This is a genomic window from Streptomyces sp. NPDC019224, assembly GCF_040632605.1.
Classification (GTDB): Bacteria; Actinomycetota; Actinomycetes; order Streptomycetales; family Streptomycetaceae; genus Streptomyces.
This window is the reverse complement of record NZ_JBEYCF010000006.1, coordinates 111,287-135,949: the sequence shown is the minus strand read 5'-3', so window position 1 is coordinate 135,949 and position 24,663 is coordinate 111,287. Positions and strand designations below refer to the sequence as shown.

At 70.0% G+C, this 24,663-nt stretch carries 26 protein-coding genes and 2 pseudogenes; 19 read left to right on the top strand and 9 right to left on the bottom strand.

Translation table 11 applies throughout. The features are described 5' to 3' along the window. Positions 1–105: 105 nt before the first annotated feature. Together ABZ564_RS06120 and ychF are read left to right on the top strand one after the other, a co-directional pair. On the top strand, positions 106–1,359 hold the full coding sequence (locus ABZ564_RS06120) for a GNAT family N-acetyltransferase (RefSeq protein WP_360850205.1): 1,254 nt from the start codon (positions 106–108) through the stop codon (positions 1,357–1,359). A gap of 201 nt (positions 1,360–1,560) precedes the next feature. Then, positions 1,561–2,649 (top strand): redox-regulated ATPase YchF, encoded by a 1,089-nt coding sequence (gene ychF / locus ABZ564_RS06115; protein WP_360850202.1) that lies wholly within the window; start codon positions 1,561–1,563, stop codon positions 2,647–2,649. A gap of 133 nt (positions 2,650–2,782) precedes the next feature. On the opposite strand, the gene ABZ564_RS06110 is transcribed toward ychF, so the two are convergent. Together ABZ564_RS06110 and ABZ564_RS06105 are read right to left on the bottom strand one after the other, a co-directional pair. Then, positions 2,783–3,046: a type II toxin-antitoxin system RelE/ParE family toxin gene (locus tag ABZ564_RS06110; RefSeq protein WP_360850198.1), complete on the bottom strand. Its 264-nt coding sequence runs from the start codon at positions 3,044–3,046 to the stop codon at positions 2,783–2,785. After that, on the bottom strand, positions 3,039–3,308 hold the full coding sequence (locus ABZ564_RS06105; RefSeq protein WP_007266282.1) for a type II toxin-antitoxin system Phd/YefM family antitoxin: 270 nt from the start codon (positions 3,306–3,308) through the stop codon (positions 3,039–3,041). Before ABZ564_RS06105 ends, ABZ564_RS06110 begins: the two co-directional genes overlap by 8 nt. A 344-nt stretch (positions 3,309–3,652) precedes the next feature. Between ABZ564_RS06105 and ABZ564_RS06100 the strand changes: the two are divergent. Continuing rightward, positions 3,653–3,844, top strand: a pseudogene (locus ABZ564_RS06100) (CorA family divalent cation transporter); the annotation flags it as partial. Positions 3,845–3,855: 11 nt separating this feature from the next. On the opposite strand, the gene ABZ564_RS06095 reads toward ABZ564_RS06100, so the two are convergent. Then, positions 3,856–4,053, bottom strand: coding sequence for a hypothetical protein (locus ABZ564_RS06095; protein ID WP_360850195.1), 198 nt, complete (start codon positions 4,051–4,053; stop codon positions 3,856–3,858). A 299-nt stretch (positions 4,054–4,352) separates the two neighbouring features. Between ABZ564_RS06095 and ABZ564_RS06090 the strand changes: the two genes are divergently transcribed. Together ABZ564_RS06090 and ABZ564_RS06085 are read left to right on the top strand one after the other, a co-directional pair. After that, positions 4,353–4,595 carry a type II toxin-antitoxin system VapB family antitoxin gene (locus ABZ564_RS06090; RefSeq protein WP_360850192.1) on the top strand — a complete coding sequence of 81 codons (243 nt, stop codon included), beginning with the start codon at positions 4,353–4,355 and terminating at the stop codon, positions 4,593–4,595. Beyond that, positions 4,592–5,005: a PIN domain nuclease gene (locus ABZ564_RS06085; RefSeq protein ID WP_360850189.1), complete on the top strand. Its 414-nt coding sequence runs from the start codon at positions 4,592–4,594 to the stop codon at positions 5,003–5,005. The genes ABZ564_RS06090 and ABZ564_RS06085 overlap by 4 nt, the downstream gene beginning before the upstream one ends. A 137-nt stretch (positions 5,006–5,142) precedes the next feature. Here ABZ564_RS06085 and ABZ564_RS06080 read toward each other — a convergent pair. Further along, a pseudogene (locus ABZ564_RS06080) lies at positions 5,143–5,358 on the bottom strand (DNA-binding protein); the annotation flags it as partial. An 83-nt stretch (positions 5,359–5,441) separates the two neighbouring features. Here ABZ564_RS06080 and ABZ564_RS06075 point away from each other — a divergent pair. The 11 genes from ABZ564_RS06075 to ABZ564_RS06025 all read left to right on the top strand — a co-directional run bounded on the left by ABZ564_RS06075 (position 5,442) and on the right by ABZ564_RS06025 (position 13,990). Next, on the top strand, positions 5,442–6,116 hold the full coding sequence (locus ABZ564_RS06075) for a tyrosine-type recombinase/integrase (RefSeq protein ID WP_360850186.1): 675 nt from the start codon (positions 5,442–5,444) through the stop codon (positions 6,114–6,116). Positions 6,117–6,410: 294 nt separating this feature from the next. Beyond that, on the top strand, positions 6,411–6,662 hold the full coding sequence (locus tag ABZ564_RS06070) for a type II toxin-antitoxin system VapB family antitoxin (RefSeq protein WP_360850183.1): 252 nt from the start codon (positions 6,411–6,413) through the stop codon (positions 6,660–6,662). Next, positions 6,659–7,075: a PIN domain nuclease gene (locus tag ABZ564_RS06065; RefSeq protein ID WP_360850180.1), complete on the top strand. Its 417-nt coding sequence runs from the start codon at positions 6,659–6,661 to the stop codon at positions 7,073–7,075. The genes ABZ564_RS06070 and ABZ564_RS06065 overlap by 4 nt, the downstream gene beginning before the upstream one ends. A gap of 18 nt (positions 7,076–7,093) precedes the next feature. Further along, positions 7,094–7,426: a hypothetical protein gene (locus ABZ564_RS06060; protein WP_360850177.1), complete on the top strand. Its 333-nt coding sequence runs from the start codon at positions 7,094–7,096 to the stop codon at positions 7,424–7,426. Between the two features lie 309 nt (positions 7,427–7,735). Then, a complete protein-coding gene (locus tag ABZ564_RS06055) occupies positions 7,736–8,128 on the top strand; it encodes a DUF3224 domain-containing protein (RefSeq protein ID WP_360850174.1) in 393 nt (130 codons plus the stop codon). 31 nt (positions 8,129–8,159) lie between these two features. Further along, complete coding sequence (locus ABZ564_RS06050; protein ID WP_360850171.1) at positions 8,160–8,441, top strand: phosphopantetheine-binding protein; 282 nt, start codon at positions 8,160–8,162, stop codon at positions 8,439–8,441. Next, a complete protein-coding gene (locus tag ABZ564_RS06045; RefSeq protein WP_360850168.1) occupies positions 8,438–9,727 on the top strand; it encodes a beta-ketoacyl synthase N-terminal-like domain-containing protein in 1,290 nt (429 codons plus the stop codon). The genes ABZ564_RS06050 and ABZ564_RS06045 overlap by 4 nt, the downstream gene beginning before the upstream one ends. 21 nt (positions 9,728–9,748) lie before the next feature. Then, positions 9,749–10,579 carry a 4'-phosphopantetheinyl transferase superfamily protein gene (locus ABZ564_RS06040; RefSeq protein ID WP_360850165.1) on the top strand — a complete coding sequence of 277 codons (831 nt, stop codon included), beginning with the start codon at positions 9,749–9,751 and terminating at the stop codon, positions 10,577–10,579. A 37-nt stretch (positions 10,580–10,616) separates the two neighbouring features. Beyond that, on the top strand, positions 10,617–12,023 hold the full coding sequence (gene cysS, locus ABZ564_RS06035; protein ID WP_360850162.1) for a cysteine--tRNA ligase: 1,407 nt from the start codon (positions 10,617–10,619) through the stop codon (positions 12,021–12,023). Positions 12,024–12,200: 177 nt separating this feature from the next. Further along, positions 12,201–12,824 (top strand): Crp/Fnr family transcriptional regulator, encoded by a 624-nt coding sequence (locus tag ABZ564_RS06030; protein WP_360850159.1) that lies wholly within the window; start codon positions 12,201–12,203, stop codon positions 12,822–12,824. A gap of 14 nt (positions 12,825–12,838) precedes the next feature. Further along, a complete protein-coding gene (locus tag ABZ564_RS06025) occupies positions 12,839–13,990 on the top strand; it encodes a winged helix DNA-binding domain-containing protein (RefSeq protein ID WP_360850156.1) in 1,152 nt (383 codons plus the stop codon). A gap of 83 nt (positions 13,991–14,073) precedes the next feature. On the opposite strand, the gene ABZ564_RS06020 is transcribed toward ABZ564_RS06025, so the two are convergent. The 5 genes from ABZ564_RS06020 to ABZ564_RS06000 all read right to left on the bottom strand — a co-directional run bounded on the left by ABZ564_RS06020 (position 14,074) and on the right by ABZ564_RS06000 (position 20,529). After that, the gene (locus tag ABZ564_RS06020) at positions 14,074–15,774 is read right to left on the bottom strand and encodes an ABC transporter ATP-binding protein (protein WP_360850153.1); all 1,701 of its coding nucleotides are present in this window, start codon (positions 15,772–15,774) and stop codon (positions 14,074–14,076) included. Continuing rightward, complete coding sequence (locus tag ABZ564_RS06015; protein ID WP_360850150.1) at positions 15,771–16,670, bottom strand: ABC transporter permease; 900 nt, start codon at positions 16,668–16,670, stop codon at positions 15,771–15,773. The genes ABZ564_RS06020 and ABZ564_RS06015 overlap by 4 nt, the downstream gene beginning before the upstream one ends. Then, a complete protein-coding gene (locus ABZ564_RS06010; RefSeq protein WP_360850147.1) occupies positions 16,667–17,623 on the bottom strand; it encodes an ABC transporter permease in 957 nt (318 codons plus the stop codon). Before ABZ564_RS06010 ends, ABZ564_RS06015 begins: the two co-directional genes overlap by 4 nt. Further along, positions 17,620–19,155 (bottom strand): ABC transporter substrate-binding protein, encoded by a 1,536-nt coding sequence (locus ABZ564_RS06005; RefSeq protein ID WP_360850144.1) that lies wholly within the window; start codon positions 19,153–19,155, stop codon positions 17,620–17,622. The genes ABZ564_RS06010 and ABZ564_RS06005 overlap by 4 nt, the downstream gene beginning before the upstream one ends. Positions 19,156–19,260: 105 nt before the next feature. After that, positions 19,261–20,529, bottom strand: coding sequence for a cytochrome P450 (locus ABZ564_RS06000; protein WP_360850141.1), 1,269 nt, complete (start codon positions 20,527–20,529; stop codon positions 19,261–19,263). 421 nt (positions 20,530–20,950) lie between these two features. Between ABZ564_RS06000 and ABZ564_RS05995 the strand changes: the two genes are divergently transcribed. The 3 genes from ABZ564_RS05995 to ABZ564_RS05985 all read left to right on the top strand — a co-directional run bounded on the left by ABZ564_RS05995 (position 20,951) and on the right by ABZ564_RS05985 (position 24,662). Beyond that, positions 20,951–22,342, top strand: a complete 1,392-nt coding sequence (locus ABZ564_RS05995; protein ID WP_360850138.1) for a cation:proton antiporter — start codon at positions 20,951–20,953, stop codon at positions 22,340–22,342. 140 nt (positions 22,343–22,482) lie between these two features. Then, positions 22,483–23,433, top strand: coding sequence for a DUF6039 family protein (locus ABZ564_RS05990; protein ID WP_360850134.1), 951 nt, complete (start codon positions 22,483–22,485; stop codon positions 23,431–23,433). Continuing rightward, positions 23,430–24,662: a hydroxymethylglutaryl-CoA synthase gene (locus ABZ564_RS05985; RefSeq protein WP_360850131.1), complete on the top strand. Its 1,233-nt coding sequence runs from the start codon at positions 23,430–23,432 to the stop codon at positions 24,660–24,662. The genes ABZ564_RS05990 and ABZ564_RS05985 overlap by 4 nt, the downstream gene beginning before the upstream one ends. Position 24,663: the final 1 nt, after the last annotated feature.

Genomic DNA, 24,663 nt, shown 5'->3' with positions numbered 1-24,663 from the left:
CGGCGCGACCGGCTCGGGACCCGGCCGCTCCCCGTACGCTGTGCCCCGTTCCGACTCCCGACTCCCGATTCCCGACTCCCGAATCCCGAAGAGAAAGCGGCAGTGATGGAGATCCGTCCCACGACCGATGAGGACCTGGAGGTCTTTGTCGAGACCGTCCACACGGCCTTCGGGCAATTCCCGGAGACCCCGATCGCGGACGGCGGACGCTGGTGGTCGGCGCTGGAGATGGACCGCGGCCTGCTCGCCGTGGCACCGGACGGAAAGCCCGTGGGCACCGCCGCCGCGCACTCCTTCGAGCTCACCCTGCCCGGCGGGAAGCCCGTCCCGGCCGCCGGAGTGACGGCCGTCGGTGTCCTGCCCTCGCACCGGCGACGCGGCGTGCTCAGCGCGATGATGCGCCACCAGCTCGCCGAGGTGCGGGAGCGGGGCGAGTTCCTGGCGGTGCTGCTGGCCTCGGAGGCGCGGATCTACGGCCGGTTCGGGTACGGCCCCGCGACGTCGACGGCGCGGCTGACGGTGGCGCGGCACAGGGCGGAGGCGGCGGAGCCGCGGGGGGCGGGAGCGCCGGAGGGAGGCGGCCCCGGTGCTCCGGACACCCCCGGCACCGGTTCCGTCGAGGTGCTGCGGCGGGCCGAGTGCGGCGAGATCCTCGAAGCGGTCTACGACCGGTACCGCCGCGCCCAGCCCGGCGCGCTGTCCCGGCCGCACCGCTGGTGGGACCTCGGCGCGGGCCAGCCGCCGGTTTCCCGGGCACCTCGCCACGTCGCCGTCCACCGGAACGCGGACGGCGACGCGGACGGGTACGCCAGCTACTCCATCGGCCCCGTCGGCGACCAGAACACCCTGACGGTCGACGAGACCATCGCCGTCGACGACGCGGCCTTCACCGCCCTGGCCCGGTACGCCCTCGGGCACGACCTGGTCTCCCAGGTCGTGTTCCGGCACGTCCAGCCCGAGCATCCGCTGCGCTGGCAGCTCGCGGACGTCCGGGCCGGTGAGGTCGGCGGCCACACCGACTGGCTCTGGGTACGCCTCCTCGACGTACCGCGTGCCCTGACGGCGCGCGGCTGGTTCACGGAGGGGGAACTCGTGCTGGAAGTCGACGACCCCTTCCTGGGCGAGCAGGGCCGCTACCTGCTGACCGTCCGCGACGGCGGGGCGGAGTGCGTGCCCACGGACCGGCAGCCCGACCTGTCCCTGGACGTACGGGACCTGGGCTCGGTCTACCTCGGCGGTACCCGCCCGAGCACGCTGGTGCGCGCCGGACACATCCGGGCGCACCGCCCGGGCGCCGCTATGCTCGCGGACGCGCTGTTCGGGAGCGACCTCTCCCCGCACTGCCTGCACTGGTTCTGACCGCTTCCGGCCGCCTCGGCGGCAGAGGCCGGATGTGTCGATCGGGAGTTCGAAGGAGATCTACTCGCCCGTGTCCCTGTACCGTGATACGCGCACGTGGACGATGGCGCGCTCGGGCTGCCGTGCGAACGGGAAGCCGGTGAGCGTGCCAGGAGTCGCGGCCGACCCCACCCTTCTTGATCCTGAGCGGACGTTTGTGGCATGAGTACTAGTATCGGAATCGTCGGACTGCCGAATGTCGGCAAGTCGACCCTGTTCAACGCCCTGACCAAGAACGACGTGCTGGCGGCCAACTACCCGTTCGCCACGATCGAGCCGAACGTCGGCGTGGTCGGCGTCCCGGACCACCGTCTGGAAGCCCTGGCGAAGATCTTCGGCTCGCAGAAGGTGCTGCCGGCGACGGTGGACTTCGTCGACATCGCGGGGATCGTGCGCGGCGCGAGCGAGGGCGAGGGCCTGGGCAACAAGTTCCTCGCGAACATCCGCGAGTCGGACGCGATCTGCCAGGTCATCCGCGCGTTCAAGGACGAGAACGTCGTGCACGTCGACGGCAAGGTCTCGCCGAAGGACGACATCGAGACGATCAACACGGAGCTGATCCTCGCGGACCTCCAGTCCGTCGAGAAGGCGGTCCCGCGCCTCCAGAAGGAGTCCCGCCTCCAGAAGGAGAAGGTCGCGGTCCTGGCCGCGGTCGAGGAGGCGCAGAAGATCCTCGAAGCGGGCGACACCCTCTTCCACGCGGGCATCACGGCCTCCACGGAGAAGGGCCGCCTCCTCCACGAGCTGCACCTCCTCACGACCAAGCCCTTCATCTACGTGTTCAACGTCGACGAGGACGAACTGGTCGACGAGGACTTCAAGAACGAACAGCGCGCCCTGGTCGCCCCGGCCGAGGCGATCTTCCTGAACGCCAAGATCGAGTCCGAGCTGATCGAGCTGGACGACGACGAGGCCCTGGAACTCCTCCAGTCCATGGGCCAGGAGGAACCCGGCCTCGCCACCCTCGGCCGCGTCGGCTTCGACACCCTGGGCCTCCAGACGTACCTCACGGCAGGCCCCAAGGAAACCCGCGCCTGGACGATCAAGAAGGGCGCCACGGCCCCCGAGGCGGCCGGTGTCATCCACACCGACTTCCAGAAGGGCTTCATCAAGGCGGAGATCATCTCCTTCGACGACCTGGTCGAAACCGGCTCGGTCACCGAGGCCCGCGCGAAGGGCAAGGCCCGCATGGAGGGCAAGGACTACGTGATGCAGGACGGCGACGTGGTGGAGTTCCGCTTCAACGTGTAGTCGTTCACTTGCTGCACGTGACCTGATTGGTCAAGTGTGCAGGTCAGAAGGGGTCGGACTCGGTCGAGTCCGACCCCTTCGTTGTCGCCGGGTGGGATGGGTGCTGGATATTCTGGCGTGGGGTCAGTGGTGATCAGGTCCCGTAAACGGTGGACCGGTGGCCGACGTGCACGACCCAGATCACCAGTTCCCCGTTGTCGATCGTGTAGACGACGCGGTAGTCGCCGACGCGGAGGCGGCGACGTTCGGGCTGGGAGACGAGTGCGGTGGTGTTGAAGCCGAGAGGGTCGGTTTCCAGCTCGGTCAGCTTGGCCAGGATGCGCAGCGCCACGTCGCGAGGGATCTTCCGGAGCTCGGCCTGGGCCTCGGGTCGGAAGACGGTTCGGTACTCACTCACTGCGCGCCAGCGTCTCCCTCATGATGTCCTCGATCGGGATGCCGGGTGCCGGATTGGCCATGCGCTCGTCGATGATCCGGTTGATCTCACGCTCTTCCCATTCCTGGTACTTGCGCAGCACCTCAATGGACACCACGGCGGCGACTTCCTTGCCCCGGCGCGTGATCACCGTGGGTACGTCGTCGCGGTCCGCGCGCTCCACGACCTCCGCCAGGTGAGCGCGCACGTCGCGGATGGACTCTATGGGTAGCGGCTGCGTCATGGGCCCAAGGGTACCGAGTGTCTCGTGTGTACACAAAGGATGTCGTGGCGGTGGACAGGCTCCCCTCGTCGCGGTTGCGTGTGCTGGATGTGCTGGATGAACTCGCACCGTGCTGATCGGTGCTGGATGGCCACTTTCAGAACCGCGTTTTCGCAGGTCGGAGCTCTGTGCTGAACGTTCCGCTTCAACGTGTAGCCGCTGACATGTCACCACGTCGCTGATCTGGCAAACGCCCAGGTCGGAGAGGGCCCGACTCTTTGGAGTCGGGCCCTTGGTTTTTTCCCGTGCTGGGATGGGAACGCCCGTGCTGGGTTTCGGACAGTGTGCTGCCCGGTGCGACGGGTGAGCAGGTCAAGAAGATCTCCTCATGGGCGGCCATCCTCTTCACCCCGACCCTGATCGCCTCTGTCTACGGCATGAACTTCGACCACATGCCGGAGCTGCACTGGACCTGGGGATACCCGTTCGCGGTCGCCCTCGTGATCAGCTTCGGCGCCGGTCTCTGGGGTGTGTTCAAACGGCGGCGCTGGCTCTGAGGCCGGGGCACTCACCCGCGTGGGCCGGACAGTGCTGACGGCCCGGAGGGCCGCGCGAACCGGGTGAAGTGCTCCAGGGTCGCGATGTCGTCGACGGCCTCCCGGCCGGTGACGTGGGAGATGTCGGCGCCCTGCGGCAGGCATTCGACGGGGACTTCGGGCTTCTCGCCTGTCCGGCTGCGGGGAGGGCCGGCACCTCGATCGGTCACGTGAGCCCGTTGACGGGACCCAGACGCGGAGCGGCGGAGCTCGTCGGTACAGGCGGTCGACCAGGACAGCTTGCATGCGAGGAGAGCCGGGCGGTCCAGCAGCGGCTGAGAGACCTGCCGTCCCGCGCCGGGGTGTACTTCCTGCTTTTTGCCGTGCTGGATGAATTGATGAACCGTCAAGGCGGGTGTGTCGAGGGGGCCCGCGCGGGCCCCCTCGGAGGCGATGGGGAGGGTGACCGGCCTGCGTATATCCGTGATAAATTTTGGATACAAGAAGGGTGGGGAAGGGAGGACCGGATATGGGTAAGACCTTGATCGAGATTGATGAGCGGGCGCTGGCGGTGGCGCAGCGGGCTTTCGGCACGAAGACGAAGAAGGACACGGTCAATCGTGCGCTGAGGGAGATCGGTGACCGGGTCGAGCGGCACGAGGCGAGGCTGGCGGCCGAGCGTATTGCGGCCGAGGCGCTGGATCTGGATGTATTGATGGACAAGGGGCAGTACCGGCCCGGTACTGGTGCAGACGAGGGCCGGGCTGCGTGAACTATCTGGCCGACACCTCGGCTGTGGCACGTTTTCTGCAGCGCGGCGCGGACGCCTGGGGCTGGGGGGAGGCGTTGGATTCCGGGTTGGTCGGCATGTGCGAGATCACGGAGATCGAGGTGCTGCGTTCCGCCAGGTCGGCGAGTCACCACAAGCAGATGCAGGAGTACCTCAAAGGGTTCTATGCCTGGGCCCCGGTTCCGGACGGCGTCTACGGGCGCGCGCGGGAGGTGCAACAGATCCTGGTCGCGCACGGTGAGCACCGCAGCGCCGGTCCGGTCGATCTCCTGGTCGCGGCGGTCGCCGAGCTGTCCGGTGTCGCGTTGCTGCACTGTGATCGGGACTTCGAGGCGATCGCGCGGCACACCGGTCAGCGCACGGTGATGCTCGTGGACGGGGGGCTGTGTTGACGTACAACCTCGGTCCCTACGTCACCCGCCCCCAGCCCCTGCCGCCCGGCGTGCCCCACAGTGTCTCTCCCCGCACCCGGCCCTGCATCCACGCTCGGCGACAGCCCTGTATCGCGACCACTCACACCCGGAGCAGCTCATACGTCCTTGATCTGTACGCGGTCGCCGCAGAGATTCGACCAGTCGTCGCGGTCCGAGGTCAGTACGAGGACGGGTGCCGGGGAGTGGAGCGCCATCGCGGCGACGAGGGCGTCAATGGCGTACTTGTGGCCGTGCAGGCCGCCGGCGTCGCTCAGTAGCTGCACCGCGGTGAGACTGTCCGCCTGGGTGACGTCTTGGACCTGAAGGCGGGTGGAGTGACCCCCGAGATCCGACGCCGGCGGAGGTCGACCTCATTGCGGCACACATATCGCCGCAGTACCGGCTCGCGGTCTATTTGCAGGCGGACAGCGGCCAACGTCCCAGCGAGGCCCTCGCCTTCTCCACCGAATGTCGACGGCCCGGATTCGTCAGGATCCGCTGGCAAGTCAGCTCCATGGCCCACCGCGCGGACTGCCGCATGGTCTTCGTACCGCTCAAGAACCGGACGGAGAGTGAATACCGCGATGTTCCGACCGTTCTCTTTGTTGATCAGGAGATGAACGCTCACCTGTCGACGTGGAAGCCGGTGCCCGTGATCTTCATCGGGCAGAAGAGCAAGCGGTGCAGGCTCGAAGCCTTCTTCTCCCCGCGTTCCCAGGGCAAAGGCGCGATGCCCACCGCGTCCACGTACGGCTACCACTTCAAGAAGGAGTGCCAGTCGGCCGGCCTGGTCGGCCCGGACGGCAAGGCGACATACACACCCGGCAGCCTGCGGCACTTCTTCGCCTCGACCGCCTTGACCCACGGTGTCCCGATCCACGAGGTCTCACGCTGGCTGGCCCACCGGTCGGTCAAGACCACGATCGACATCTACGGGCATCTGCTGCCGAGCGCCTGGGGCCACTGTCGGACGGTCCTGCAGAACGCGATGCGGCCGGCACCCCTCATCGCGGCGGACCGGGCCGTGGCGCCGGTCGGATCCGGCGTCAGCGTGCAGGCGACGAGTGGGGGCGACCGGCGGGGCGACTGAGCTGCACGGTGCTGGGATGGAACTCCCGTGCTGGGATGGTGCTGGGATGGCTGACCCCTCGTCACCTGTCGTCATCCCTGGCCCTCCGGACCGTCCTGGGGCGTGGATGGGCCGCCAGTGCCAGGTTTCCACTCCGATGAGCCTTCCCGAGGCCACGAGTCGATCGTTGTGAGGAGTCCAGGTCGTGCTCCCGATGCCGATCGAGGCACTCTCGACACGCTCCAGTATTTTGATATCACTTCTGAGGTCTAATTGATATCGTTATTGGGGCGTCGAGCTGTGGAGGGACAACTGATGGCCAGGACTGTGATCGATCTGGATGAGGAGATCGTCGAGCAGGCGATGCGGGTGTACGGGGTGAAGACGAAGGCCGCCGCAGTGCGGGCGGCCATGGAGGAGGGGGTGAGGCTGCGGCTGCGCCGGGAGTTGTTCGATGCCATTGACGATGGTGAGTTCGAGGACACGTTCGCGGAGATTCGCTCGCAGACGGGGCCGCGGAACCCGGACGGCTCGCTGAAGCGCGAAGGCGGGGCCTCGGCGGCGTGAAGGGGCGCTACCTCATCGACAAGTCCGCGCTGGCCCGCCGGGGCGAACCGGCGGTGCGGGCACGACTGGATGTGCTGGACCGCGACGGGCTCCTGGCGGTGTGCGCCCCGACCGAGTACGAGGTTCTGTACTCGGCGCGCGGAAAGCCCGAGGCGCTGCGCCTGCGTACCCTGCTCCGAGGATTCGATTACCTGCCCTGCAATGACGAGGAGTTCGACCGGGCACTCGAGATCCAGGCCCTGGCCCTGAATGCCGGCTTTCACCGGGCGCTCTCGCTGGCCGACGTCCTCATCGCGGCAACTGCCGAGCGGCATCGGGCCACGCTCCTGCATTACGACGGCGACTTCGACATGATTGCTTCGGTGAGCGGACTGCAGGCCGAGTGGGTCGTGGAGCCCGGCACCGCCGACTGAGCCGGGGACGTTCATGCCATGCCGGGGCATGCTTCGACGGGTGAGACCCTGTTCCTCCAGATCGGCCGGCACTTCACCGCTGGTGAGGCGGGCCTGGGCAACCTGCCCCTCGCGGTGGGAACCGCGATCGGCGTCGCGGTCTTCGGCTCGGTGGTCTTCGCCCAGGTCAGGACCGGCGACTTCACCGGCGGCTTCCACCACGCGCTGATCGTTCAGGCGTGCCTGCCGGTGGCCTTCTTCGCGATCACCTTCCTGCTGCCCGAGAAGGGCCGCCCCGAAGAAGAACAGCACGGCACCACCTCCGAGGCCACGGCCGACGACTCCGGCACCAAGCCGCACGCCACCGTCTGAGACCCGGCCGGGGACCGTGCGCGCCGAGCGGTCCCCGGCCGGCCCGGACGAGTCCCGCCCCGGTCTGCCGCCCGGTACGCGAGAAGACGAGGAAGCCGAAAGGGCGCGTCAGGACACACCGGAACGTGCTGATCGCGGGAGCCGGCATCGCCGGCCCGGCACCCGTCCGGCCGTCGCCGACGGGGCGTGTGAGGTGCGCTCGGCCGTGCTCACTTTTGACTGTGGCGGTTGGGCGGGGGCCGGGATACTCGACGCGGCCGGGGGCTCCCGGTGCAGGGCTTTACGTTGCTTCACACTCTGGAGAGTTTCATGCCTCAGGCAGTCGGCACCTTCGAGACGGAATGGGACGAGCGCGTGCACGACGAGGAGGGGGGAGTGTCGCGTTTCAGTGCCACCGTGAGCAAGGTCTTCCGCGGTGACCTCGACGGTACCGCTTCCCTCCAGGTGCTGCGCACGGTGGGCCAGGTGCGGACGTCGGCCGGGTACGTGGCGATGGAACGGGTCGACGGCACGCTCCACGGCCGGAGCGGAACCTTCGTCCTGCAGCACAACGGGACGATGTCGGCCGGGAACCTCGCGCTGAGTGTGGTCGTGGTGCCGGACTCCGGAACGGGGGAGCTCAAGGGGCTGGCCGGTGGGATGACGATCGTGAACGCCGATGGGAAGCACTCGTATTCGTTCGACTACACCCTCGCGGACTGACCCCGTGGGCCTCGCGAGCTAGGAGTTTCGCGTGACTGAATCCGAGATTTTCGCCGCTCTGACCCGGAACCTGGTCGATGTGCTGCCCGAGCTGCTGGGCGTGCACATCACACCCGACCTCACGATGAGGGAGCTCGGGGCCAACTCCATCGACCGCATGGACGTACTGATCGGTACCCAGGAAACGCTCGGCGTGCAGGTTCCGGTGAGCGGGTTCGGAGCCGCCCAGGAATTGGGGGCGCTGGTGGCGGTTTTCGCCGAGTACATGCAGGCGTCGGCGGACACATCGGCAGGCGCAGGCCGACCGGCATGAACGTGGCCATCAGCGGGGCCGCCGTGCTCACCCCGCTTGCCGAGGAGCTCGACGACTTCCTGGCCTCGCTGCTCGAGGGCCGCAGCGCGGTGTCCGCGGGCGGTGCGGACGAGACCGCGGGGACCGGGCAGCCGTTGCCCATGGCGCGGCTCGGTGAGTTCGGGACGGCCGAGTGGGCGGTGCGGCATCTCGACGGCCTGCCGCGGACTGTCATGTCTCTGCGCGGAGTCGTGGGACGGGCGGCGCTGCCGGCGCGGACCGCGGCCTGCGTGGCGCTGAAGGCCGTACTCGACGCCGGACTGCCGATGGCCGAGGACGGCGGAGACGATCGGCATTTCTGGGGCCGACGCGCCGCCGTGCTCGTCGCGGGCAGCCAGCTCGCCCTGGCGCACCAGGCGAAGACGGCGCTCGCTCATCGCCGCACACCCGCCGGACTCCGCGCCTCGTACGCGCTGACGCACATGGACGTCGACGTCGTCGGCGCGGTCAGTGAACTCCTCGGTGTGCGCGGCGAGGGCTGTGCCATCGGCGGAGCCTCCGCCAGCGGTTCACTGGCCCTGATCCACGGGGCGCGGATGGTGTCCGCCGGCTGGGCGGACCACGTGGTCGTCGTGGCGCCGGTGGCCGAGCTCTCCGCTGTCGAGGTGGAGGCGTTCCGCCGCAGTGGAGCCCTGGCGCACGAGGGGTTCCCGGACAGCCCCGAGCGCATGTGCAGACCGTTCGACGAGGAACGCAGGGGTTTCGTACGCGGGGAGGGCGCCGCCGCGGTGGTCCTCGAGCCGGTGCGGGCCGTGCGGGCCAGGGGCGGGGAGGTGAAGGCCGAGATCATCGGTCACGGACAGCGGCTGGACGCGCGCCGGGGCACCGCCCCCAGCTCCTCGGGCCAAGTCGCGGCCATGCGCGCCGCGTTGGAGTCCGGAGGGCTGCGGCCCGACGAGGTGGACTACGTGAACGCGCATGGGACGGGCTCGGTGCTCGGGGACGAGACGGAGGCCGCCTCGCTGCTCGAAGTGTTCGGCGAGGCGAGGGGTGTGCGCCGGCCGGCCGTCAACTCCAGCAAGCCCTTGATCGGGCACTGCCTGTCCGCGGCGGGACTCCTGGAGGCGGTGGCCACCGTGCTGCAGGTGCGGGCGGGCGTCTGCCATCCGAACCCCAATCTGGACAAGCCGTTCGAACCCCGGCTGCCCCTGGTCGGCCGGACGCGGGAACGGCGGCCGCTGCGTACGGCGCTCAGCAACAGTTTCGCTTTCGGCGGTATCAACGCGTCCGTCGCGTTTCGCGCATAGCCATGGTGTGGAGGCATCCTCGTGACCGAAGCTCGATATGGCTCCATCGGCTCGGAGCTGAGTGCGGTGCAGGTGTGGGTCTGCAGCAACGAAGACCTTCCGATGGCCTTTGCGGAGACGCTCGCCTGTCATTGGCTGGACGAGGGGGAGCGGCAGACGGCGAGCCGGTTCATCTTCGACCGGGACCGTGACCAGTATCTGGTGGCGCATACTTTTGTGCGCCGCATCCTCAGTCTCGAACTCGGCGTCCCGGAAGCGGAGCTGAGTATCGGGCGTACGGCGAAAGGCCGCCCGTTCCTCCAGGGTGAGGACACCGTCGCCCGCCGTTCCCGTCTGCGTCCCGACTTCAACCTCTCGCACACCCGGGGCGTGAACGCGGTCGCCGTCGGGTACGGGAGACGCGTCGGCATCGATGTCGAACGGGTCGACCGCACGTCGAGGAGCCGGCTCGACCTGTTCTCGGGAGTGTTCTCCGACCGTGAGCAGCGCTGGCTCGGCGCACTGCCGGAGGAACGCCGGCCGTACGCCCTGCTCCGGCTGTGGACGTTGAAAGAGGCGTATACCAAGGCGCGCGGGCTCGGCATGAGCCTGCCCTTCGACTCGTTCGACTTCACGTTGTCCGCGGAGCGGGGCGTCCTCGAATTCAGACCGCCGCCCTGTGACGAGGCCGGACTGTGGCGGTTCGTCGAGCTGCAGCCCTCGCCGAGGGCGCTGGTGGCCTTGGCGATCGATGTGAGCGGAGGCGTTCCGGCTCGGAAGGTCGAGATACGGCACGGGTTCCCCTGGAAATCACCCGACCCCGTCCTGGTGACGATGCCGCAGTCCCTGGTCGTCGCCGAAGAGCACTACTGACCGCTGTCACACAGTCCTTGCCGAGATGGGAGAAGGCGTGACCATTCGTCTGTACGACACCGGCGCCCGGCAGATCCGTGACTTCGTCCCGCTCACGCCGGGCCGCGTCTCGGTCTACCTGTGTGGCGCGACGGTGCAGGCCGCCCCGCACATCGGGCACATCAGGTCGGGGCTGAACTTCGACATCCTGCGCCGCTGGTTCACGTACCGCGGCTATGAGGTGACGTTCGTCCGGAACGTCACGGACATCGACGACAAGATCATCGCGAAGGCGGCCGAGCAGGGCCGGCCGTGGTGGTCGATCGGGTACGAGAACGAGCGGGCGTTCAACGAGGCCTATCACGCGCTCGGCTGTCTGCCGCCCACGTGCGAACCGCGCGCGACCGGGCATGTCACCGAGATGGTTGAGATGATGCGCGGCCTCATCGAGCGCGGGCACGCCTACGAGGCGGACGGCAACGTCTACTTCGACGTGCGCTCGTACGACGGCTATCTGCACCTGTCCCGCCAGGAGCTGGACCATCTGAGGCAGCCGTCCGGCGACGGGGAGACGGGTAAGCGGGACCCCCGTGATTTCGCGTTGTGGAAGGCGGCCGGGTCAGGCGGTCCCGACTGGGAGACGCCGTGGGGCCGCGGCCGTCCCGGCTGGCACCTGGAGTGCTCGGCGATGGCCCACAAGTACCTCGGCTCCGCCTTCGACATCCACGGCGGCGGGCTCGATCTGATCTTCCCGCACCACGAGAACGAGATCGCCCAGGCCAGGGCGTACGGCGACGACTTCGCGAAGTACTGGCTGCACAACGCCTGGGTGACCATGGCGAACGAGAAGATGTCCAAGTCCCTGGGCAACTCGGTGCTCGTCAGCGAGATGGTGCGGCGATGGCGGCCGATCGTGCTGCGCTACTACCTCGGCACCCCGCACTACCGGTCGATGATCGAGTACAGCGAGGAGGCCCTGCGCGAGGCCGATTCCGCGTTCGCGCGGATCGAGGGCTTCGTGCAGCGGGCCACCGATTACGCCGGTCAGCCGGTCACGCCCGCCGGGGTGCCGGCCGCGTTCGCCGAGGCCATGGACGACGACCTCGGGGTGCCCCAGGCGCTCGCCGTCGTGCACACCACCGTCCGGCAGGGCAACAGCGCGCTCGCGGCCGACGACAAGGAAGCCGCCCTGGCCCGCCTCGCCGAGGTGCGCGCCATGCTCGGCGTCCTCGGGCTCGACCCGCTCGACGCGCACTGGGCGGGCCGGGGCGACCGCGGCGAGCCGGTGTCCGGAAGGAGCGCGCAAGGGGTGACCGACACTCTCGTACGTCTGGTCCTCCAGCAGCGCGAGGCGGCCCGGGCCCGCAAGGACTGGCCCGCCGCGGACACCATCCGTGACCGGCTCGGCCAGTCGGGACTCGTGATCGAGGACGGCCCGGACGGGCCGCGCTGGCACTTCGGCTGAGCGCGCCCGCGGAGCGGAGTACAGGAAGACCCCGCCAGGACTAAAGGTCGGGCTGGCTCAATGTCTTGTGCCAGAAGTCATCGGCCGATATTGGGGGGCACCGTGTCCGTAGCGAGAACCCGTTCGGATCGGGTCGCACACGTGGTTGGGTCTGCAACGCAAAGGTCGCTGGAATCAGTGCTCCTCGATATGGCCCTGGCGTCACCGGATGTGCAAGTACCGGTGCGCGACAACATCTACAACTGCGGTGACCACGACGAGTCCATCTACTTCCTGGTGCGGGGCATGGTCAAATCGATGGCGTGGTCGCGCGGCGGTAAGCGATGTATGCTCGCGATCCACTCCCGCGGTGAATTCTTCGGCGAAGTCGGCCTGCTCGGCACTCCGCGTCCGGATACGGCGATCGCGATGAAGCCCAGCGTGGTGCGCAGGATTCCCAAGGCGCGACTGATCGCCTCGCTGCGGGGCGGTGACGTCTTCGACGACTTCAGCCTCCGGCTGATCGCGCGGATCGCGGAGCGACAGCGGGTCATCATCAACATGGCCACCATGAAGTGCGAGAACCGCCTCGCCGTCACGCTTCTCGAACTCGCCCGGAAGATGGGCACCAGGGATGCGCGCGGCCTGGTCATGGAATGCATCACGCACGAGGACCTCGGCCTGATGGTCGGCACCACCAGGTCCCGTATCGGATTCTTCCTGAAGACGTTCCGGGACACGGGCCTCGTCGATCTCAACGGGGATGGCACCATGGTGATTCATGAGCGCAGGATGCTCGCGTATCTGGCTCAGGAAGTCTGACTGGGGAGATGGGCGTGTCCGAAAGTAAAGTGACGAACCGCGAGCTCAATCGCACCTTGCTCGCCAGGCAGGGGCTCCTCGCCCGATGGGAGCGGCGGTCCGTCACCGACGCCGTCGAGGCGATCGGGGCCATCCAGTCCCAGAACTGGGCGGCGGTGCCGGTCGCCCTGTGGTCGCGACTCGCGGACTTCAGCACACAGGACCTCCACGGGGCCCTACGGGACGGCCGGCTGGTCACCGGAACGCTTCTGCGCCGCACCCTGCACACGGTCACGGCGCGGCAGCATCCCGAGTACGCCGCCGCCGCCGAAGCCTTCGGCGCGCTCGACTGGCGCCGGACCAAGGCGCCGTTGGCGCCGGAGGGGGCCGTGCGGCTGCGGGCCGCGCTGTGGGAGTTCGCCGCCGTCGCCCGTAGCGGTGGCGAGCTCGCGGAGTTCCTCGACAAGTGGGTCGCCGGGAACCCCGGCGTGCTGGACGAGCAGGAGGTGGCGGCGCAGCGCGCCAAGGAGTGGCGGCCGGTCCGGACCACCTGCGACCTGGTGCGGGTGCCCGCGGACGGCCGTCCGTGGAGTACGACGCCCCAGCACCAGAAGGCCGCGCCCCGCCCGTCCTTCGCGCCGGACGCGCCCGACGCCGACTCCGCCCGGCGGACGCTGGTGCGCCGGCACCTGACGGCCTTCGGGCCTGCGGGCCTCGACGACCTGGCCTACTGGCTGGGCGCGAAGGTCACGCAGCTGCGCCCCGTCCTCCAGCAGCTCGGCGACGAACTGCGGCTCCACGAAGACGAGTCGGGCCGCACTCTGTACGACCTGGCGGCACTCGACACCACACCCGGCGAGGTGCCCGCACCGGTACGCCTGCTCCCGGCTTTCGACAGCACCCTGCTCGCGTACGCGCCGACCCGGCGGGAGCGCATCCTGCCGGCCGAGTACCGGGACCTCGTGTACGTCAAGGCGAATCTGCAGGTGAAGCCCACGCTCCTGGTCGACGGGCTGGTCGCGGGCACCTGGGAGGCACGAGTCGCACGCAAGGAAGCGGTGGTCACCGTCCGGCTGTTCGCGGACCTGACGGCGAAGCACCGCGCGGAGCTGGCCGAGGAGTGCGAAGCGTTGGCCCGCTTCACGTACCCGGACGCCGCGACGCATGCCGTGGAGATGGAGGGCTGACGGGCCCGGCCGGGGGGCGGGGCCGGGTGCGGAGACCGACGGCGGGTGACGCGGGAAGAGGATTCATCCCGCGTCACCCGCCGTCAGCTTGCGGCCAGGGTGGGGGCGCCGGGCTCCGTCCGGTCGCCGCGATCCTGCCCGGCGGCAGTCACCAAGGACCGTGTCCAGGGGTGCCGGGGGGACGTCAGCACCTCGCTCACCGGTCCCTGCTCGCAGGTGCGCCCTTCGTGGAGGACGAGCGCACGGTCCGCGGCGGAGGCGAGAACCCCCAGATCGTGGGTGATCAGCACGACACTGAGGCCCAGTTCCCCGCGCAGTCCCGTCAGCAGTTCGAGAATGGCCGCCTGGACCCGTACGTCCAGACTCGACGTCATCTCGTCGCAGATCAGCACCTCGGGGTTCACGGCGAGCGCGCGGGCGATCGAGACCCGCTGCCGCTGACCGCCGGACAGCTCGTGCGGATGGCGCCCGGCGAGCGCCGGGTCGAGTTCCACCTGGGTGAGCAGCTCCTTCATCCGCTCGGCTGCCGCCGAGGGCTCCATGCCGAGCAGATGACGCAACGGGCGCAGGAGCGTACTGCCCACCGTACGGCGGGGGTTGAGGGAGCCGCTGGAGTCCTGGGGCACCAACTGGATCCGCCGGCGCAGTTCCGGCGAGCGGCCCCGCAGCGCCGTCGGCAGCACCTCGCCCTCGAGTGACACCGTGCCCGTGTCGGGGACATGGGCGCCGATGAGACAGCGGGCGATGGTGCTCTTGCCGCTGCCGGAGACCCCGAGCAGCGCCACGGATTCGCCGCGGTGGACCTCGAAGGAGACGCCGGACACCACCTGGCGGCGCTGCTTGCCGCGCCCGTGCCCCGCGCTCAGGCCGGTCACCCGCAACAGGGGCGTGGTGGATTCCGGGGCAGGGGGGCGGAGCGCCGCACGTGCGCGGGTGGCGCCCTCCAGGGACGGCGTCGCCCGGATCAGTTCGCGGGTGTAGGCGGCTGCCGGCTGGTCCAGGGTGCCGGGCAGGGGGCCCTGTTCCACGATCCGGCCCCGGCGCATCACGACGAGGCGGTCGGCGGTTCCCGCCACCGACAGGTCATGGGTGATGAGGACGAGAGCCAGGTCGCGCGCGCGGGCCAGGCGGTCGATCTGTTCCATGACCGCCCGTTGGGCATGGACGTCGAGCCCCGTGGTCGGTTCGTCGAGGACGAGGACGTCGGGCATCGAGGAGGTGCTGCGTGCCAGGGCGAGCCGCTGCTGCTGTCCGCCCGACAGCTGGTGCGGGAAGCGGCGCTGGAAGGGCACGTCACCGGGCAGCGCGACCTCGGCGAGGCGGCGTGACACCTCGGCCGTCGACGACGTGGCGGACAGCTCGGTGAGCTGCCCGCGTACGCGCAGGGTGGCGGTGAGCGCGGTGGCGGGGTCCTGGGGGAGGTAGGAGACGACCCGGCGGCGGTGCCGGCGCAGGGCGGCGCCGCGCAGGGCCAGCACGTCCTGGCCGTCGACCACGACCTGCCCGGCGGTGGCCCGCAGGCCCGGTCGCAGGGCGCCGAGCAGGGCGAGCGCGAGAGTGGTCTTGCCGGAGCCGGACTCGCCGACGACGCACACCCTCTCCCCGCGGCGCACGGTGAGGGAGACGGCGTCGAGGACGGGCGGCCCGCCGGGAGCGGCGATGGTGAGCCCGGACACCTCGATCAGCCCGGAGCCGTCCGCCGACGGTCCGGCAAGCGGTCCGGCGGACGTCGCGACGGCCTGTTCGGCGAGGGGCCCAGGGCGGGGACGCGTGGTCTTGTTCAATGTCCGATCCTTGCTGAGAGCCGGTCCAGGAGGCGGTTGGCCGAGACGGTCAGCGCACTCAGGAGGACAGCGGGAGCCAGCACACCCCAGGGGTTCAGCGAGATCCCCTGCATGTTCTGGCTGATCATCGCCCCCCAGTGGGGAGCCGCGCTGCCGAACCCGAGGAAGCCCGCCGACGCGGTCAGGGTGATGGCGATCGCGAGACGGGTGCCGGCGTCCGCGAGCACGGGCCGCACGATGTTGGGCAGCACATCCCGCAGCAGTACGGACGCGGTGCTCTCACCGAGCCCGACGGCCTGTTCGACGTACGAGTTCTGTCTGACCTGGGCGGTCGAGGCAGCCGCCACCCGGGCCACGAACGGGACGCCGACCACGGCCACGACCGTGATCAGGGTGAGGGGCGAGTTGCCCCAGCCGTTGAGGAGCACAAGGAGGACGAGGACCGGAGGCAGCGCCAGGAACAAGGTGTTGAGCTGGCCGATCGCCGTCTCCAGGCGGCCCCCGAGATACCCCGCGAGCATGCCGAGCAGCGTACCGAGCACAGCGGTGAGCAGGGTCGCGATCACCGGTACGAGGACCAGCTCACGGCCGCCCGCCAGCAGCCGGGCCGCCACATCACGGCCGGACTCGTCGGCGCCGAGCAGCAGACCGGCCCGCGCGGCCGCGTACGGTTCGGCGATGATCCGCTCGGGGTCGGGCCCGACGACCCACGGGCCGGCCACCGCCACCAGGGCGACGAGGAGGCCGGGCAGCACGCCGAAGGCGGCCAGGACGCGGCGCAGTGACGTACGGGGACGGGGAGCCGGGCCCTCGCGGGGCGTACGGGACCGCGTCCCGGGGCGTTCGTCGGGTGTGCGGGGGAGCGTCCCCGGGCTGTCCTGCAGGGAAGACTTCATACCGCGGCCGTCCTCAGTCTGGGCGTGGCGAGCAGAGCGATGACGTCGGCCGTGGCCAGAGCCAGGATGATGACGCCGGCGAGGAGCAGGCCGACCCCTTCGAGCACCGGGGTGTCGTGGTGGCGCACCGCACCGACGAGCACCCCGGAGAGCCCGGGATACGAGAACACCTGCTCCACCACGGCCGTACCCCCGAACAGGCCGCTGACGAGCCAGGCGAACGCATGGGCGCACGGCGGCACCACGGCCGGCAGCAGATGCCTGCGCAGGACGACGCTCTCCGGCAGCCCGGCCAGGCGCGCCGCTTCCACCGAGGGGAGGGAGTCGGCGTCCATCACGGTGGAGCGCACCAGGCGGGCCGCCCAGGCGATGGCGAAGACCGAGAGCGCCGCGACGGGCAGGATGAGGCCCTCCGGCCGGTCCCAGACCCGGCCGCCGATCGGCGGCATCACCACCGACGGCAGCAGGCCGAGCATGGAGCTGAACACCAGGGCCAGCAGGCTCGCGGTCACGAACTGCGGGATGGACACCAGCGTCACCGAGGTGCCCGAGAGCATCCGGTCGGTCCGCGAGCCGGGCCGCAGTCCGGAGAGCGTGCCGAGGACGAGCGCCAGGGGCACGGCGATCGCCGCCGAGAGGAGGACGAGCAGGGCCGTCTCCATGAACGGCTCGGACACCAGCTCGGCGACCGGCTGCCGGCTGAACATACTGGTGCCCAGGTCCCCCTGGACCGCCGCGAGGAGCCACTCGGCCCACCGCAGCGCCCAGGGCCGGTCGAGGCGCCACTCGGCGCGCAGAGCCTCGACCTGCTCAGGGGTGGTGCTCGTGCCGAGCGCCGCGGCGGCGGCATCACCCGGCAGCACCTCCGAACCGGCGAACAGCAGGAACGAGACGGCGAGGAACAACGCGCAGGCCGCGAGCAGCCGCCGCACCGCGAACCGGGCGATGGTCATGAGATCGTGGCGCGGTCGAACATGGCCGCCGACTGGTTGACGTACACACCCTCGATGCCCTTGCGCGCGGCGTCCGGCTGCTCCTGGAATCCCCAGAGGACGTCGCCGCCGTTGTCGTAGAACTCCTGCTGCAGAGCGTCGAAGGCCTTCGCGCGGGCGTCGTCGTCGGTGGTGGTCTGGGCGATCGCGAGCCGGCGCCACCAGTCCTTGCCGGTGCCGGTGACGTTGAACGGGGCCTTCTGGTGGGTGACCGTCGCCAGGTGCACCGAGGCGGGACGGTTGATGTAGTAGAAGGCCTGGAAGGGGTGCGTGGCCAGGGACTTGAGGTCCGCGTAGTACGAATCGGCGGGCACCTCGTCGAGAGTCAGCTTCACGCCGGCCTCGGCGAGCTGCTGGGCGAACAGCCGGCTCGCGCTGAGCATGCCGGGCACGATCTCGGAGGTGCGCAGCGTCAGTTCGCTCACCCCCGCCTTCTTGAACAGGCGGCGCGCCTCGGCCACATCGCGCTTGCGCGGCGCGAGGCCGGGCGCGTATCCCGGCAGGTCCTTGCCGATGACGTCGTCCGCGGGCGTCCCGAGCCCGAGCAGCGACTTGGCGACCAGCGCCTCACGGTCCACGGAGAGCCGCACCGCACGCCGCACCCGCGGGTCGTCGAAGGGGGCGAGCCGCTGGTTCATGGCGAAGGACAGGCCGTTGGCGTTGGCCACGCCGGTGCGCACGATGCTCAGCGCCTGGTTGGCGCGCTCGGCGCGTGCCGAGGCCGCGCCGATGCCCACGGCGTAGTCGACCTGGCCGCTCTTGACGGCGTTGAGCCGGGCCGTGGGGTCGGCGATCCGGGTGATCTCCAGGGTCTGGATGGTGGGCTTGGTGCCCCAGTAGTCCGGGTTGGCGACCAGCCGCACGGTGCGCTCGTCGCTGGTGCTCAGCTTGTAGGGGCCCGAGCCGATCGCTTTGGCGAAGTCCTTGGTCCCGTCCGGGAAGACCACGGAGAACACCACGAGCGAGCTCTCCTTGAAGTCGCCCCGGGGACGCTTGAGCGGTATCTCCACGGTGTGCTCGTCCACCACCTTGATGGCGTCGGTGTCGACGTCGGCATAGACCGACGCGCGGTTGCTCGGCGGGGTGGCGAGGGTCTTGATGCTGTACGCGACGTCGGCGGCCCGTACCGGGCGGCCGTCGTGGAAGGTGGCGTTCTTGCGCAGCCGTACGGTCCAGCGGGTGGCGTCGCCGTTCGGCTCGACGGACTCGGCGAGGCCGTAGGCGTAGCGGCCGTCCTTGAGGACCATGAGCGAGTCGTAGACATGGCGCAGGGCGATGAGGCTGGCGCCGATGCTGCTGGAGCGCGGGTCGAGGCCGCTGCTGTTGGTGGCGTCCGCCGCGGCGACGCGCAGCAGGGAGGTGGTCTTCGCGCTGCTGCTCTTCGCGTCGTCCGAGCGGCCGCAGCTCGCCAGCGCGCCGGTGCCCATGACGGCACCGACGGCGGCGCCGAACTGCAGGACGCGGCGGCGGTTGAATTCTGGGTTCCTGGTCATGAGTGGAGCTCCTCCGTAGTGGTTCGGCGGTTCGTCCGGGCGTGGGACCGTCGGTACGCGCCGCCGTAGGTCTGGGAAGCCGTGTGCACGGCGGGGGATGCGGGCTCAGGTCCGGGGAGTGAACGACACGGGCAGGGCGGTGAGGCCGCGCATGATCCGGGTCGGGCGCCAGCTCAGCTCCTCGGCGGGGCAGCCGAGCGCGATGTCCGGCAGCCGGCGGAGCAGCGCGCCCACGGCGACCTGGCCCTCGAGGCGGGCGAGCGGCGCACCGACGCAGTGGTGGATGCCGTGGCCGAAGGCCAGGTGGGGGTTGTGGGTGCGCGCCACATCGAGCTCGTCGGGCCGGTCGAACTCCGCACCGTCACGGTGTGCCGAGGCGATGGCCGCGGTGACCACCGAACCCGCGGGCACGATCGTTCCGGCGATCTCGATGTCCTCGACCGCGACCCGCATCGTGGACAGCTCCACCGGGGGGTCGAAGCGCAGGAACTCGTCCACGGCCGTCGGCAGCAGCTCCGGCTTGTCCTTGAGCAGCTCCATCTGATCCGGATGCGTGAACAGCGCGAGCATCCCGTTGTTGATCAGGTTGACGGTGGGTTCCTGGCCGGCGCTGAGCAGCAGCATCGCGGTGGAGATCAGCTCGGTCTCGGACAGCCGGTCCTCCGCGTCGCGGGCCGCGATCAGTCCGCTGAGCACGTCCGGCTGGTCCGCGGCGTTGTCCGGATCACCGAGTGCGGCGCGCTTCTCGGCGAGCAGCTCGGTGAAGAACCGCCGCATCAGGGCGTAGCCCTCCTGCGGGCCCATGGTGTTCTCGTCCACCTGGTCGGGCGCGGTCAGCATCGCGGTGGCCCACAGCCGGAAGTCGCTGCGGCGCTCCGGCGGGACCCCGAGCATGTCGCAGATGACCGCGACGGACAGGGGGTGGGAGAAGTCCTCCACCAGGTCCGCCTCGCCGCGTTCCACGATCCTGTCGATGAGCTCGTCGGCGATCTCCTCGACCCGCGGCCGCAGTTCCTCCACCCGGCGCATGGTGAAGGCCTTGCCGACCAGGCGGCGCAGCCGGGTGTGGTCCGGCGGGTCGGTGTTGAGCAGGTGGTAGAGGTAGTCGGCCTTGTCGTCCTTGTCGCTGGTGACGTATCCGGCGCTGCGGAGCTTCTCGTAGGCCCGCTTGGGGTCCTTGGAGAGCCGCTCGTCGGTGAACGCGTCGCGCGCCTGCTCATAGGTGAGGATCAGCCAGCGCTCCAGGCCGTTGGGCTCCCTGATCTGCTGGACCACGCTCCGCTCACGCATCTCGGCGTACATCGGATACGGATCGACACGGGGGCCCGTGGGCAGGACAGGGGGTTCTTCGGCGCTCTGCGGGGACTGCGTCATCTGTGTCTCCAATCGGTGGCAGACCCGTCGGGCCGGTCCACACGGGCCGTGCTCGGTGGCGGGCCGGGCGGTGGCGCCGGCATGAGGCGCACGACCGGTTCCGGGCGCGATGAACGTTCGAGCGCTGTTCGGGTGCTCGATGGTCCGGCCCTCGCCACCCAGACGTCTGCTCCAAATTGAGCACCGCCCGGCACGGGCTCACGGCGGAGGGGCGGGGCGGTCGGAGACGGCGGGGCGGGGCGGTCGGAGGTGGAGGGGCGGGGCGGTCGGAGGCGGCGGGGCAGGGCGGTCGGAGGTGGCGGGGCTGCTCACTTTTGGCTGGTGGTGGACCGCCGGACGGGACATGCTCCGCTGACCCTTGCCCACCGCTCGCTTCCCCCTCCGTGAGGGCCGCGGGTGTCGAACGGGAGAAGAGACAGTCATGAGTCTTGCGCTCGTCGCTCCACCGCCGCTGAGCTCGCATCAACTGCTGCTGTTTCTCGTGCAGTTGGCGCTTCTCCTGGTGACCGCGCTGGCACTCGGGCGGCTCGCGCTGCGCTGCGGTCTGCCGGCCGTGGTCGGTGAGCTGCTCACCGGTGTCCTGCTCGGTCCCACCGTCCTCGGCGCTCTCGCGCCCTCCGTCGCCGGGGCGCTGCTGCCCGTCGACGCGGAGCAGATGCATCTCCTGGACGCGGTGGGGCAGCTGGGGGTCCTGCTTCTGGTCGCCGTCGCCGGCGCGCACCTGGACACGGGGTTGCTGCGGCGGCGCCGGGCCCGGGTCGCGAGCATCGGGCTGACCGGTCTGCTGGTGCCGCTCGGCCTCGGGGTGGGCGCCGGATTCCTGATGCCTCAGGAGCTCCTGACCGATCGGGTCGACCGCATGACCTTCGCTCTCTTCCTGGGTGTCGCCCTCTCCGTGAGCGCCATACCCGTCATCGCCAAGACGCTCTCCGACATGAAGCTGCTCCACCGGGACGTCGGCCAGCTGACTCTGGCCTCGGCCGCGTTCGACGACTGCGCCGCCTGGTTCATGCTGTCGGTGGTCTCCGCCATGTCGGTCGGCGGTCTGCGGGCCGGCTCCGTGGCCCTCTCCCTCGTCGCCCTCGTCGGCTTCACGCTGGTGGTGCTGGTCCTCGGCCGGCCGGTGATCTCGGCGCTGCTGCGCCGTACCGCGCGCTCCCCGGAGGCCACGCCGACCGCGGCCGTGGTGGTCGCGCTGGTCCTGGTGTGCGCCGCGGCCAGTCAGGCCCTGGAGCTGGAGCCGCTGCTCGGGGCGTTCCTCGTGGGCGTGCTGGTCGGAAGGCCCGGCGTGGTGGACCCGGCCCGCCTCGCGCCGCTGCGCACCATCGTGCTCGGGGTGCTCGCGCCGCTCTTCCTCGCCCTCGCCGGGCTGCGGATCGACCTGACCGCGTTGGTGGACCGGCAGGTACTCCTCTTCGGTGGGGCGACCCTGCTGGTCGCGGTGGTGGGCAAGTTCGCGGGCGCCTACCTGGGCGCGCGGTTGAGCCGGATGTCGCACTGGGAAGGGCTTGCCATCGGGGCGGGCATGAACGCCCGCGGGGTGGTGGAAGTGGTCGTCGCCACCGCGGGCGTCCGGCTCGGCGTCCTGAGCAACGCCATGTACACGGTCATCGTCCTCATCGCGGTCTGCACCTCGGTCATGGCGCCTCCGCTGCTGCGCTGGTCCATGCGGAGGGTGGAGCACGGGGCCGAGGAGCGGCTGCGTGAGGAACGGCTGATGACCTGGTCCCGGGAGGCCGTTCCGGTGGAGGGGGCACCCGCCGCGAACGACGGGCCGGGCGCGGACCGGCGGGCCGGGGCCGCGCAGAAATGAGCAGAAGCGGCGGCCGCGCGCCTTTAGCGTGACCGCACCAGACCGTGCACGTGACCGCGCCGGCCCTTTCATCGGCCTGTTCCGCCCGCGGCCGGAAGCCGGTGCCGTGGAACTGTGAACCCCGAGACCTGGGAGTGAGTATGTCCGTATCTCCGGAAACCGAAATACCTGGCACGGGAGGCCTTCCCGCCGCCTTCAGGCCGCCCAGGGACCAGACCTCCGTCCCGGAGGAGCAACTCCTGAACTCGGCGAACGCGGGAATCCTCATCCACCGTGTGGGGCAGCTGAAATACGAATTCCGCGACGAGGGACTCGAGTTCTCCTCGGAACTCGTGGAGCTGATCAACTCCAAGCAGGCCGGTTACATCTCCATCTTCCACTTCGAGGAGCTCTTCGGCACCCACAACCGCCTGCACTGGCTGCTCCACCTCAAGCGCCCCGATGACTACGCCCGCATGCTCGACATGGTCGACCACAGCGACACCTGGCGCGATGTCTCGCAGCGCAACCGCCTGCCGCGCAAGGGGGGCGGCAACTGGGAGCGGATGTTCGTCGAGGGCAGCATGTCCGAGACGATCATCTGTCCCCAGCACGGTCTGAGCGCCCACGACGACACGGACCACGACGAGGACCACGAGCACTCCGGCGACACCTTCCAGCCCGCCGCCCTGCACCAGACGGCACTCCCTCCCGAGCGGCTCCTCCACTCGGTCAACTCCGCACTGACCGTGCACCGCACCTTCCGGGTGCCGTACGCGCTGCGCGAGGAGGCCCGGGTCTTCGCCTTCGAGTGGTGCGGCTACGTCAACCAGGCACTGGAGGGCCGGCTGACGGCCTTCCTGTACGAGGAGATGTGGGGCCACCAGGACACCCTGCACCTCCTTCTGCACGCCACGTCGCTCGACTCGTACCACCGGCTGCTCGCGATGGAGCGCGACGACAAGGGGCTGCGCGCCCTGCGCGACTCGCAGCGACTTCCGGAGGCCGCCGGAGGAGCCGTCTGGCACCACACCCTCATCGAGGGCAGCCAGCGGGACACCCTGTGGGTGCCGGTGCACCGGACCGCGAAGGCCGAGGAGACCGCGCCGTGAGCGCCGGGATCGAGGCCCTCAACGTCTACACCGGGCGGGCGGTGCTCGACGCGCGGACGCTGTTCGAGGCGCGCGGCCTCGACACCGCCAGGTTCGCCAACCTGATGATGCGCCAGAAGTCGGTGAACCTGCCCTGCGAGGACCCCGTCACCAACGCCGTCAACGCGGCCAAGCCGCTGGTGGACGCGCTCACGCCACAGGAGCGCGACAGCATCGAGGCGGTCGTCGTGGGCACGGAGTCCGGCCTCGACTTCGGCAAACCGCTGAGCGCGTACGTGCACGAACAGCTCGGCCTGTCCAAGCGCTGCCGGTCCTTCGAGGTCAAGCACGCCTGCTACGGCGGCACCGCGGCCCTGCGCACCGGGCTCGGCCTGCTCGCGTCCTCGGCCGCCCCCGGCGCCAAGGCGCTGGTGATCGCCGCCGACGCCGGTGGCGAGGTCACGGACATGCCGTACTGGGAGCCCTCGCACGGAGCCGGGGCCGTGGCCATGCTGCTCGGTGACGATCCCGCCGTGCTCGCACTCGACCACGGCGCGGTGGGTCTGCACAGCTTCGAGGTGATGGACACCTGCCGCCCGCGCGCCGACCTCGCCGCGGGCGACTCCGACGTGTCGCTGCTGGCCTATCTGGAGTGCCTGGAGTCCACGTTCGCCGACTACCGGGAGCGGGTCGAGGGGGCGGACCTGCTGACCACCTTCGATTTCCTGGCCTTCCACACCCCCTTCGCGGGCATGGTCAAGGGAGCCCACCGCCAACTTCTGCGCAAGGTCACCAAGTCGGCTCCGGCCCTGATCGAAGAGGACTTCACACGACGTCTCGCGCCCTCGCTGGAGTGGTGCGCCCGCATGGGCAACACCTATTCCGCAGGTCTCTACGTCGCCCTGTGCTCGCTCATCGACCACGGTGACTTCACCGTGCCGCGCAGGGTCGGCCTCTTCTCGTACGGCTCCGGATGCACCTCCGAGTTCTTCAGCGGGGTCGTCACGCACCGGGCGCAGGAGCGGCTCGCCGAGGCGAAGACCGGAGCGGCCCTCGACGCACGGCTGCCGCTCACCTTCGGGCAGTACGAGACCCTCGCCGGCCACACCCGGCTCGCCATGGCGGGGGTGCGCGACCAGGTCTTCGACCACGCCCCGTACCGGGAGGTCTACGACGGGGCGCTCGAGGGCCGGGGGCTCCTCGTGCTCGACCGGATCGAAGGCTTCCACCGCAGCTACCGATGGAGTTGAC